Source organism: Parashewanella hymeniacidonis, assembly GCF_016900895.1.
Lineage (GTDB): Bacteria > Pseudomonadota > Gammaproteobacteria > Enterobacterales > Shewanellaceae > Parashewanella > Parashewanella hymeniacidonis.
In genome coordinates, this window is record NZ_JAFEUN010000001.1 from 14888 (window position 1) to 27306 (window position 12419).

Sequence of the window (12419 nt, forward strand, 5' to 3'; positions counted from 1 at the left end):
AATGAAAGATGAGTAACAATGAGTTTGCCAATTTTAGGCGTAACCCCAAGGGCTGTGTATATTTTTCGTTTCTTCTGTGTTGCCGAATGCTCATGTAGAAATGTAGTAACGACAGTTTTGTATGCCGGTAACAACTGCACCTCACATTCGTCGCCTTAAATAAACAAAAAATCTACAACAATTAATTGAAATAGTTAATTGAAATAGTTAATTGAAAACGGCCTCTAGATAGTAACTAAATTAAGGAGATTTCTATGACTACGATCACTTTACAATCACACTCTAACAGTCATTTTAATCCAGAAATTATTTCTAGAACACACGGTACTAATTTTACAACACTAGAGCAATTAGCGAAGAAAGCGTCGCAGAGTGGAAGCTGGACTAAGTTCAAAATTCAAACAAGTCCTAACGGTGAAACTAAAAAGTTCCGAGTAAAACTCACCAGAGATTCTAATGGTCATTTTACTGCAACAGTTCAACGCAACAATTGGAAAGCATTTTTTAATAGATGTATTGGTAGGACTTATTATGATCCTACTGCAACTAGAGTTGAAGTCAGTGAAAAAGTACAAGCTGCCAATGACTTATTTGCTAATTATGCCACTACCTTAGCACGAATAAATTCCGATACAACTGCCCATGCGGCCAGTGATTTCTTAAATTTTAGAGAGGCTGGTTCAGATTTACGGGTTAAATCAGGAGATGGTTTTAACGCTGTTATAAGGCCTTCTGTGTATATCAACGAAAGATTTAAAGACGAATCAGACGAGAGGACTTTACTAGTGCTCGATCTAGATAACACATTAAGTTTAGAGCGTTCATCTGCTGATGATAGCCTTAAAAATGACAACTTAGAGAGCCTTGATAGTGGAATTAAACTTGCTTTAAAAACATTCAAACGCAATAGACCTAATGGACAAGTTTTTCTTGTAACAAATTCTCGAGAAGGGAAGGAAGGTAAAATTGATGATAAGCTAGCGAAATGTGGTTTAAATCGATCAGATTTTGAAGAAGTGTATGCACCTGATGAAGTGGAAGGGGAAATACCTTCTCCTCGTAGAAATAAGAATTCTTCGCTTAATGGTATCATTTTTGGCTTTCGTCTTAATACCCTCAATAACAATAGCCCAGAACGTATTGTTTTTTGTGATAATGAGACATATTATTTAGAGAAAGTTGAAGAAATTTGTAAAAATCGTGATGTTTCTTTCGAAGGCGTCCAAGTTCATTCTGCAAGGCCTTATATGGCTGTAAAATCTTTTCAGGGTGATGAGATGGAGAATTCTGAGATATCTGAGCAAGAAGCTTATGATGTAATGTCGGCTTCTGAAAAGCATAATCACCTTATGCTGACTCACAAATTTGATTGGGCTTAGAAATTAGGTTTTGAATTCAGTGAAGTTTAAATGGTGTACAGTGTTTGCTCTACGATTGAAATCAGCGAGTTAAAGAGTAACTCGCTCTGTTTTGTAGGAGTTAAACTTGCCAATTGATCGGAGTTTGCCCTGCATCAATGAGCAATTGGTTAGCTTGCGAAAAATGACGGCAACCAAAGAATCCACGATAAGCTGATAAAGGTGAAGGGTGTGGACCTTGCAAAATCTTATGAATAGGATTGGTGATCTTTGCCGCTTTTTTGATAGCATGACTACCCCAAAGTAAAAATACAATTTGATGCTGTTGCTTGTTAAGCTCTTCTAATGCTTTGTCAGTAAATATTTCCCAACCTTTGTTAGCATGAGAATGAGCCTTAGCTTGTTCAACCGTTAACACGGTATTGAGCATCATTACACCTTGTTTTGCCCAAGAACGTAAATCACCATGCACAGGTGTGTCAAATCCCGCAATGTCAGTTGTCAACTCTTTGTATATGTTCACCAGTGAAGGCGGAGTTTTTACACCTTTATTTACCGAAAAACACAAACCATGTGCTTGGTTAGGGCCATGGTAAGGATCTTGTCCAAAAATGACGACTTTTACCTCTTCTAAAGTTGTTAAATTAAATGCGCTGAAAATGTCTTCTTGCGGGGGAAAGATGACTTTTCCCGCTTGTGTTTCTTGCTCTAAAAACGTCTGCAAGGTTTGATAATAAGCCTGTTGAGTTTGTTGTTGAAAAAATGGTTTCCAAGAATTATTGAGCATTAATCTTAAAACTCCAAAGTGAAAATAACGCGAGCAGCTAGAAGGAGTAGTACAATGCCTGACATCTTATCTATCAAGGAAGCTTTAGCTTGCAGCTTAGGCAGTACAGTTGAATGGGATAAAACAACGGCGATGATTGTGTACCACAGGCCGTCAGTAACCAATGGCGTGAGTACAATCAAAGCTTGTCCAAAATGACCATTCGCATCACGGACAAATTGGCTAAACAGTGCAAGAAAAAATAATAATATTTTCGGATTAAATAAAGAAATCGCTAAACCGTCTCGCGCAGCTTGCCTTAAGCTGCTTTTCTTACCGCCAGCGAGCTTTTGTTCCATCCCTCCTTTGGATTGAATGGCCTTTATGCCCATCCATGCTAAATACAAAGCACCAATAATCGCTATGCTGTTAAAAACCAGTGGAGAATGTTTAAGAGCAATGGCTAAACCAAATAAAGTAAGCAGAGCATAAAAGCCGATACCGATTGAATGAGCCCAGGCGCAAACAATACCATGCAATCGACTACCACCAACAGTGTGGCGAATCACCATTGTAAGAGAAGGGCCAGGAGACATTACTCCTAAAAAACAAATGGCTAAAAGCCCGAGCCAAACAGTAAATGACATAAATAGGGTTACCAAATAATTTTAGAGATGGTGATTATAGCAAGTAGACTTTCATTTACTATAAAGCAAATGAAAGTCTTTTAAGCCATTAACTTGTAACCCTACTTCAGATAGAAAGCTCTTAAATCTTTTGTGAGTTGAATTAGGGAAGGCTGATTGATGTACATCATATGGCCAGCTTTGTAATATTTCATCTCGACACGCTTCATATCAATACCATTGTCAGCAATGGTATTTTCGGTGCCTAAAAAGGGCGTTGCAAAGTCAAAGTAACCATTACCGATAAACAATTTAAATTGGCTATTTTCACGTTGTGCCTTTCCAATGTAGGGGGCAACATTCACATTTTGATTGGGGTTTGTTGCATTTTTCCATTGCCATTGCTGGTTGACTTTTTCAGAAATCACCACAAAAGGACGTTTCAGTTTTACGTTCAAATCGTTTGCTAGATAATTATTGTATGCTGCTGTAAAGGCACCAACGAGTCCGTATGCAGATGGGTCATTATCAAAATACTCACCACCAGCGTCGTAGTCTTTCCCCAAAAAGCGACTATCAAATCGACCAATGGTTTTACGTTGGTCTCTTAAAAGTTCTTTTTCATAACGATCTGCACTGATACGTAAATTCACAGCATCAATGTAGTTTTCTTTTAGACCTGTAAAACGAGCTAATTGAGTGATGATGTTCCGTCTAAGATTAGCCTTTAAGCGGCTGCCTTGTAATAAAGCCGATGCATAATCGTTTAAAGCAAACTGACGTGCTTGTTCTACAAAGCTGGCTAAACCTAAAGCTTTATCTTGCGGTGAAACTTTGTCGTGGTAGAAAGCCGCTGCAGCCATTGACGGTAAATAACTTATATAGGGGCGATTGTTTCCTGGTTGGTACCGTAATTGGTTGAAATCTAATACGGTAGACAGCAAGGTTACACCATTGAGTGCGACACCTTGCCAACCACCTTGGAGCTCTTGGGTGACGGCCGCTGCTCGGGTGGTTCCATAGCTTTCACCTGCTAAATATTTTGGTGAGTTCCAACGATTATTCTTTGTCAGCCATTGCTTAATAAATTTCGCAACAGATTTTGCATCTTGTTCTAACCCCCAATAGTTTTCATTTTTTCCTTTACCGACGACATGGCTGACCCCCGTACCAACAGGATCGATAAACACCAAATCACTAATATCTAATAAGGAATATTGATTATTAACGATTTTATAGGGCGCTGCACCCGCATTTATTCCATTTGCCGGGATTACTACTCGTTTAGGGCCAAATAATCCCATATGCAGCCATAAAGAGGCTGAGCCGGGCCCACCATTAAAGATAAAGGTTACTGGACGGTCTGACTTGTTTTTAATATTGGTTCGAAGGTAGGTTGTGGAAAATAGATTCGCGACAGGTTCTAACTTGTCGTTTTTTAAAATAGTGCCACCTGCTATGGCTTTGTACTCGATCTTTTTACCATGTATTTTTGCCGAGTGTTCAGTTGTTACCATAACTGGGCTCGCAATCGGCGCCTTAACCTCAGGTTTGTCATGTGCGAAAGAAACGGGTGAAACAACCAAAATAAACAGTGAAACTAATGCAGTTAATTTACGTGTAATCATAAAGTTCTCCTCACACTCAGACTAAATCCTAAGCTCAGAAAACTCAAAGTAGAAATAAGAAATTAATATAACTGAAATTGTAATGAAAGGCGTTTTTCGGAGCTTTAAGCTATACCCATGATACCTGAAATATGCATCTTCAGATATCATGGGTATAAAAGCCCTGAAACATAGCTTATGCTACTTGTAGAAAGAGCGTAAGTCTTCAGACAGCTGTTTTAACTCTGATGGCTCAATGTACATCATATGGCCAGCTTGATAGTATTTCATCTCAACACGACTTGGGTCGATGCCATTGTCAGCGATTGTGTTTTCAGTCGCAAAAAATGGAGTCGCAAAGTCATAGTAACCGTTGGCGACAAAAATCTTAAACTGGCTGTTCTCACGTTGAGCCTTACCAAGGTAAGGTGCAACATTGACAAAGCTCATGCTTCTGCCGATTTTCCAATCCCACTTTCGGAAAACATCACTTGAAAGCACGGTAAAAGGACGCTCTAATTTAACGTTCAAATCGTTTGCTAAGTAGTGATTAATCGCTGCAGTATAAGCGCCATCGATACCGTAGCCTGAGGGGTCTGCATCAAAACGCTCTCCACCAGAATCGTAATCGTTGCCGATAAAACGGCTGTCTAAGCGGCCAACGGTTTTATGTTGATCTCTTAACAGCTCTTTTTCATAACGGAAAGCATTAACTCTTAGGTTCAAAGCATTTAGATAGGATTCTTTTAGACCTGTAAAGCGAGCAAGCTCATTGAGCACTCTTTGCTTTTCGTCTGCGGACAATCGATTACCTTTAACGAGTGCGGTTGCATAGTCGTTAAGTGCAAATTGACGAGATTGCTCAATGAAAGCTTCAAGACCAAGTGCTTTATCTTCTGCTGATACTTTACCGTGATAGAAGGCTGTCGCTGCCATGGTTGGTAAAAAACCTAGATAAGGCTGGTTGTTTCCTGGCTGATATCGAGCGTGAGTGAAGTCAAGAATGGACGAAATCAACATCACGCCATTGAGTGATACATCCGTCCAACCACCTTGAAGTTCTTGAGTTACTGCTGCTGCACGAGTTGTACCATAGCTTTCACCCGCAAGATATTTAGGAGAGTTCCAACGATTGTGCTTTGTCAGCCACTGTTGAATAAATTGAGCTATGGATTTTGCGTCTTGCTTAACGCCCCAAAAGTCTTTGTTTTCACCTTTGCCTACTACATGGCTAACGCCGGTACCGATAGGATCAATAAAGACTAAATCTGTTACGTCTAATAGTGAGTATTCATTTTTTACTAATTTATATGGTGCAGCCCCATCGTCTTTTGCACCAGCAGGTACTTCAACTCGTTTTGGGCCGTAGATACCAAGATGTAGCCAAATTGATGCTGAACCCGGGCCACCATTAAATACAAACGTTACCGGTCTTTTTGCTGATTTTTTTACATCTGTACGTAAATATGTGGTTGAAAACATATTTGCGACAGCTTCTTGTTTATCATTTTTTAAAAGGGTGCCGCCTGCAATGGTTTTGTAAGAAACTTTATCGCCATTAATTCGAACTGACGAAGTGCTTTTAAATACTTTTGGTTGAGCAATAGGCTTTGCTGGCTTGTCTGCAGCCAGGCTGATTGGGCTGGAAATTAAAGCTAACCCAAACGAGAGAGCTATAGCTATCGAAGTTCTGTTGTTCATTGTATTCTCCTTTTGCAAGTAGCCTACGTTTGGCGATAAAGAATTGCAAAATGAGAATTGAAAAAATATGTAACTGAATAAACATATTTTTATATAAAAATTATATTTTGTTCATCTTCTTTTATTCGCAAAGTTAAAAAAGTAGGATATTGAGTATCTCTTACAAACCTTTTTGTAATCAAATAATTAATGCTTCAGCTTATTCATGATGGTCACTGTATTCATCGATTAGATATGAAATCTGAGATGTGTGAAAAACATGCATCTTCGGGCGAAAGAACGAAAGTCACTTGTATTCTTGCGAATAAAGAATGGAGCTCTTTAGCGAGCGTTATGAAAACAACTGAGGAAGGTGTTGCACTAAAATTTAAATTAGAAGCATTTTTGAGCATTCAACGTGCCACACACTCTGATTCGACTACACAGTGTGTATTTGCTGTCGATGCAGCTTCAGACTCTGTCTCTTATAAAATTTATGATACGCCATTATGTGAAACTGTTTTTCTCGAACAGATCAGTACAGAGCCCCAAACATCAATGCTTGCTCAACAAGTTTTAGAGCATTTCAACCCTGATGAAAGAATAAAGTTAGCTCGGACTTTGACTAATCTTAATTTTTCAGAGATAGACTTATCTGATATCCGTATTGAACAGGCTAACGTTAAAAATTCACAAGCCGAAAAACAATCATTCGGTTCACTCCATATTAAAAGTTCTTCGGTAGAAAATTTATCACTATTAGAGTGTTCAGCTAATGATGTTGAAGTCGTAAAAACTGATTTATACAAAATTAATTGGACGAAGCTGAAATCTAAAACACTCCTCTTTCAAGATGGTCATTTAATTGAAGCATGTTTAGAGAGATTAAATTGTGATTGCTTTGAAGTTATTAACCCTAACTGGTCGGAGTATCGCTGAACTCTGCCATAGTGCCTCATATAACAATAGAAGGACAAAGTCATCAAGGGAAACTGAAAAGATGTTGCCTAGATGGCTCGTTAATGTCTTTTGCTTCTTTTAAAAACCTAAAGATTGAAGCTGCCAGCGCTTGTAAAGGTAAATATCTTTCTGGGAGTTTCAGCGATATTGAATGGTTTAGTAGTGATTTATCTGGAACTATGTTTAACAATTGTAAATTTAAAAATGTCGCATTCAAAAATATCAACTTTTCGGGTGCAACTTTAGTCAAATGTAGTCAGGAGAAGCTGACCTTTGAACAATGTGTCTTTAATGGTGAAGGTGGCGGAAAGCTTCAAGATATTAGCTTGAATTCATCTAAATTAAAAGAGGTTATATTTGAACATTTAGATCTTACTAAAGTAAATTTTGAAGGCGCAAATTTAGAAAGTGTAGTATTTAAAAATTGTGTATTAAATAATTGCTCATTCAAAGGCTGTAATCTTGAAACTGTAAAATTTGAGAATACAAAGCTAGACGATGTTGAGTTTACAGGAGCTAGAAATTTAAAACTTGAGAACTTCGATAATGTAAATTGTGAATTGATCACCAGTGCTGATTCATGTTTGGATAGGTTTTTTTCGCGAAATTTTCAATCCATTGTAATAGAGCCGATTGACCAGAATGCTGTAGCGGATTGTTCAAGTTATCTTCCTCCAGTACCACCACGTTCAAGTGTTAGCTTAAAACTTTCAAGCGATATGAAATCCTCTGGAGTAAGGGATGAAGATGGAAAGCCAAAGCAGCCAAATATCACTCTTCAACGTGCTAGAACAAAGCTTGTGCATTCTGCTGAGGATATTGAACAAACATTATCGTTAAACGAAATGGAGAAATATGTACCAATACAAAATAGGATCCGTTCAAGGAGAATTGACGAGTCAGATCAAAAGATCATAGAAGCACTTGAACGAAACCAAGCAAGCCTTTCAGAATCAGACAAATAAAATAGCTAGATATAGGGCGTCATAACTCGTCATTTCGGCTATAATACCGCTCAAATTAAATCTGTTTCTATAATCCCAATGAATAACAACGATATTTTGCGCCGCTTGCGTTTTGTATTTGATTATAACGACGCAAAAATTCTGGATGTTTTCGCCCACACCGGAGCGAAAATGACCAATGTCGAACTGCACCACTTATTACGTAAAGAAGACGATAAGCAATTCGTACCTTGTGTCGATCTCGTTTTATGTCGCTTTTTAGATGGCATCATTATTGAAAAGCGTGGTTTGCGTGAAGGTGCAGATTTACCAAAGCCAACAAAGCTTAATAATAATCTGATATTGAAGAAGCTTCGTATTGCTCTGGAGTTAAAAGAGCAAGACATTATTGATGTTTTATTATTAGCGGATCTCAGAGTGTCGAAAGGTGAATTAGGGGCATTTTTTAGAAACCCTCAACACAAGAACTTCAAGCCTTGTGGTGACCAAGTGCTTCGAAACTTTATTAAAGGTCTATCTTTAAAATATCAAGGGAAGTAATCTTCTCTATTAATTGCAACAGAATTAAAAAAAGGTCTGCCCATGGACGATAAAAAACGCCCACTGTATCTTCCTTTTGCTGGTCCAGCGATCTTAGAAGCCCCGCTAATTAATAAGGGGACTGCATTCACTGAAGAAGAGCGTATCTTCTTCAACCTTGAAGGCTTATTACCCTCAGCGATTGAAACAATCGAAGAGCAGGTTTCTCGTGCCTACGAGCAATATAAACGCTTCGACAGTGATTTAAACAAACATATTTATTTGCGTAACATTCAAGATACCAACGAAACCTTGTTCTATCGTCTAGTACAAGAAAATATTACTGAGATGATGCCTATCATCTACACGCCAACGGTTGGTTTAGCGTGCGAACGTTTCTCAAAAAACTATCGTCGAAATCGTGGTTTATTTATCTCGTACCCTAGTAAAGACAGAATAAGAGATATAATCAATAACTCTACCCGCCGTAAAGTTAAGGTTATTGTTGTGACAGATGGCGAACGTATTCTTGGTCTGGGTGACCAAGGTATTGGTGGTATGGGGATCCCAATTGGTAAGTTATCACTGTATACCAGTTGTGGCGGTATCAGCCCAGCTCATGCTTTACCTATTACCCTAGACGTAGGTACAGATAACCCACAGTTATTGGAAGACCCAATGTACATGGGGTGGCGCCATCCTCGAATTAGCGGTGACCAATATAACGAATTTGTTGAAGCATTCATGGAAGCCGTTCAAGAACGTTGGCCTGATGCATTGGTACAATTTGAGGATTTTGCTCAAAAGAACGCAATGCCATTACTTGAACGATATAAAGATCGTTACTGTTGTTTTAATGATGATATTCAAGGAACTGCGGCCGTCACTGTTGGATCTTTACTTGCAGCGTGTAAAGCTGCGGGAACCAAGCTCAGTGAACAGCGTGTAACTTTCTTAGGTGCAGGTAGTGCTGGTTGCGGAATTGCTGAAGCGATTGTGGCCCAAATGGTATCTGAAGGAATCTCTGATGAAGATGCTCGCAGTCGAGTTTATATGGTCGATCGTTGGGGGTTATTACTTGATAACATGCCTACGCTATTACCATTCCAAGCTAAGCTTGCTCAAAAAGCTGATAAAACATCAAGCTGGGAAGATGTCAGCGAGCACATCTCACTCATAGATGTAGTAAATAACGCCAAACCGACTGTATTGATTGGTGTTTCTGGCGCCCCAGGTTTGTTTACTGAAGAAGTGATCAAGACCATGCATAAGCATTGTGCTCGCCCGATAGTATTCCCATTATCTAATCCTACAAGTCGTGTAGAAGCGACACCAAAAGATGTGCTTAATTGGACGAACGGTCAAGCGCTTGTAGCAACAGGTAGTCCATTTGAACCTGTTGTTGTTGGTGACAAAACGTTTGAGATTGCTCAATGTAACAACAGTTATATTTTCCCTGGTATTGGCTTAGGTGTTGTTGCTGTAAAAGCGAAGCGTGTAACAGATGCAATGCTGATGGCGTCGAGCCGTGCATTAGCAGAGTGTTCGCCATTGGCTCAAGATGGTGAAGGCCAGTTATTACCGCCTTTAGAAGACATTCATATTGTCAGTAAAAAAATCGCAGTTGCTGTAGCACTGGCTGCGATTGCTGACGGCGTAGCGTTAGAAATGAAAGAAGAAGTTTTACTCAAATCCATTGAGAAGAACTTCTGGCGTCCTGAGTACCGTCAATATAAGCGTACTTCTTTCTAAGAATTGATTTTAGATAAAACGATAGAATCGGGTTCAATATTATCATTGACCCGATTTTTTATGAGAGTGACTTTTCATGTTATCTGCTGAGCAGCTTCAACAATTGGTAGACAAAATTAAAGTTTGGGGCAAAGAATTTGGCTTTGCTCATATTGGTATTTGTGATACTGATTTATCAGCAGAAGAGCCTAAATTTCAAGCCTGGTTAGATAAAGGTTACCACGGTGAAATGGCTTATATGGCTAATCATGGCATGATGCGCGCAAGACCATATGAGCTTCATCCTGGCTGTATTCGTGTTATCAGTGCTCGAATGGATTATCTCCCCCCACAAGCAGGTTTTGCCACTAATTTAAAAGATCCAAACCTTGCTTATATTTCCAGATATGCTGGTGGACGTGATTATCACAAGCTGATGCGCAATAAGTTGAAAAAGCTCGGAGACAAAATTTCAGCAGAATTGGAGGTTCTAGGTGAAGAGTTACCTGACTATCGCCCTTTTGTGGATTCAGCCCCTATCTTAGAGAGACCACTCGCTGAAAAGGCTGGCATTGGCTGGACAGGCAAGCACTCATTAATTCTGAATAAGAGTGCGGGTAGTTGGTTTTTTTTAGGTGAGTTATTGATTAACCTGCCACTCCCTGTCGATACAGCGGTAGAAGAGGGGTGTAATACTTGTGTAGCATGTATTAAGTCTTGCCCAACCAACGCCATTGTTGAGCCTTATGTTGTTGATGGTCGGCGTTGTATTTCCTATCTGACTATTGAACATCAAGGTTCAATTCCTGAAGCGTTACGACCTTTGATGGGGAATCGTATTTATGGTTGTGATGATTGCCAGTTAGTCTGCCCAGTAAACAGCGAAGCCCCTATAACCCAAGAAACTGATTTTCATATCCGAGAGCCACTTCAACTTCCTAAGTTGCTGGATTTATTCGCATGGACAGAGGCTGAGTTTTTACAACGCATGCAGGGTAGCGCTATTCGTCGGATTGGTCATAAACTTTGGCTTAGAAATATCGCAATCGCATTGGGTAATGCTCCATATTCTGAAGAGGTTATAGAACACTTAAAACAACGGAAATCATCAGAAGAGGTTGATGATATGGTGCTTGAACATATTGATTGGGCGCTGGAGCAACAAGCTTTAAAGGGAGATAAAGGTGGTGAGAGTATCAGTCGTAAAACTGGTCGAGTGATTAAGTCGGTAGAGAAAGGATTAATAAGGGATGCTTAGCAAAGGCTCTGATTGGTTAAAATGCTATTAAAGATGGTTAATATTACGTGACTAAAATTGGTGATTGGTTACTCTTAATATTACCCCCGTTTTAGTAGAACATTTATATGCTTCCTCTTCACTCCGCCTCAGAAATAAGATTTACTTCTCATTACTCGATAAACTCTGCAGATATAAAGCAATCACATCAAGAGCTCTGTGATGGAGTAGGGCATTCTCGTGGTAGATTTAGTGAAAATAAAGAAGAACTAACTCAAGCCGTTTATCAAAAATATGCAATTAGGCAATTTATAATGGCTGGAGAGAATACAGGCTACAATTCTTATTTGTTTAAGGCTAGAAATAAAAAGTCTACAGAAGGTGTGGCGTTAAATTTTGTGGATTTGAAAGACCAAAAAGTATCTTCAGAGCATAAAAAGCAGCTTGTAGAAAAAGAAAAAGCTTTGAGCTCAAGACTAGGCGTGCATTTTGCCGTGCAAACAATAGAGGAAATTAAACTACCTGAGACTGGAGCTCTAATATTGGTTCAAGAGCTAGCCGATGGAGATTTATTCAGATTAGATATACAAGTCGATGATCTTGGACTAGGAAATTTACTGACTCAAGTCTTAACTCTGTATTCTGAGTTGGATCGTATTCATTTTATTCATTGCCGAAACCTTCATGATTTACTTTATTTTCGAAAGCAAGGCGCTATTAAATTGTCCGCCTTTGAACATTCAATTGAAGCAGAGAATGGCGAACTTAATTCGTTAGATCAAGTTAAACTATTAATAAAAAAAGTATGTTTTACTTCTCAAGCAGATTCTGAATTTAAACCTTGGGTCGAAAGTGATATGAGAAAAATTTTAACTGATTTGCTAAATGATAAATTTACTTCTGCGGAGGAAGCTTTAAAACAACTTCCTCCTAGAGTTTACGAAGGGTTTAAATTGACATTAAATTGAAT

At 38.9% G+C, this 12419-nt stretch carries 11 protein-coding genes; 7 read left to right on the forward strand and 4 right to left on the reverse strand.

All coding sequences use genetic code 11. The features are described from left to right. The first annotated feature begins 254 nt into the window (after positions 1–254). Positions 255–1379, forward strand: coding sequence for a hypothetical protein (locus JQC92_RS00095; protein ID WP_204997725.1), 1125 nt, complete (start codon positions 255–257; stop codon positions 1377–1379). Between the two features lie 100 nt (positions 1380–1479). Here the strand turns inward: JQC92_RS00095 and ung are convergent, their stop codons facing one another. The 4 genes from ung to JQC92_RS00115 form a co-directional block, all read right to left on the reverse strand. Then, positions 1480–2145: a uracil-DNA glycosylase gene (gene ung / locus JQC92_RS00100; protein WP_204997726.1), complete on the reverse strand. Its 666-nt coding sequence runs from the start codon at positions 2143–2145 to the stop codon at positions 1480–1482. A gap of 5 nt (positions 2146–2150) precedes the next feature. After that, entirely contained in the window at positions 2151–2771 is a 621-nt protein-coding gene (locus tag JQC92_RS00105) for a LysE family translocator (RefSeq protein WP_204997727.1), read from the reverse strand. A gap of 101 nt (positions 2772–2872) precedes the next feature. Further along, on the reverse strand, positions 2873–4378 hold the full coding sequence (locus JQC92_RS00110; protein WP_204997728.1) for a S10 family peptidase: 1506 nt from the start codon (positions 4376–4378) through the stop codon (positions 2873–2875). 180 nt (positions 4379–4558) lie between these two features. Next, on the reverse strand, positions 4559–6058 hold the full coding sequence (locus tag JQC92_RS00115; RefSeq protein ID WP_204997729.1) for a S10 family peptidase: 1500 nt from the start codon (positions 6056–6058) through the stop codon (positions 4559–4561). Between the two features lie 189 nt (positions 6059–6247). On the opposite strand from JQC92_RS00115, the gene JQC92_RS00120 reads away from it, so the two are divergent. The 6 genes from JQC92_RS00120 (at position 6248) to JQC92_RS00145 (ending at position 12417) form a co-directional block, all read left to right on the forward strand. Next, entirely contained in the window at positions 6248–6976 is a 729-nt protein-coding gene (locus tag JQC92_RS00120; RefSeq protein ID WP_204997730.1) for a hypothetical protein, read from the forward strand. A gap of 83 nt (positions 6977–7059) precedes the next feature. Beyond that, positions 7060–7962: a pentapeptide repeat-containing protein gene (locus JQC92_RS00125; RefSeq protein ID WP_204997731.1), complete on the forward strand. Its 903-nt coding sequence runs from the start codon at positions 7060–7062 to the stop codon at positions 7960–7962. A gap of 78 nt (positions 7963–8040) precedes the next feature. After that, positions 8041–8502 (forward strand): YehS family protein, encoded by a 462-nt coding sequence (locus tag JQC92_RS00130; protein WP_204997732.1) that lies wholly within the window; start codon positions 8041–8043, stop codon positions 8500–8502. Between the two features lie 42 nt (positions 8503–8544). Continuing rightward, positions 8545–10233: an NAD-dependent malic enzyme gene (locus tag JQC92_RS00135; RefSeq protein WP_204997733.1), complete on the forward strand. Its 1689-nt coding sequence runs from the start codon at positions 8545–8547 to the stop codon at positions 10231–10233. Positions 10234–10309: 76 nt separating this feature from the next. After that, positions 10310–11470, forward strand: coding sequence for a tRNA epoxyqueuosine(34) reductase QueG (gene queG, locus JQC92_RS00140; RefSeq protein ID WP_204997734.1), 1161 nt, complete (start codon positions 10310–10312; stop codon positions 11468–11470). 107 nt (positions 11471–11577) lie between these two features. After that, on the forward strand, positions 11578–12417 hold the full coding sequence (locus JQC92_RS00145; protein WP_204997735.1) for a hypothetical protein: 840 nt from the start codon (positions 11578–11580) through the stop codon (positions 12415–12417). The last annotated feature ends 2 nt before the right edge of the window (positions 12418–12419 follow it).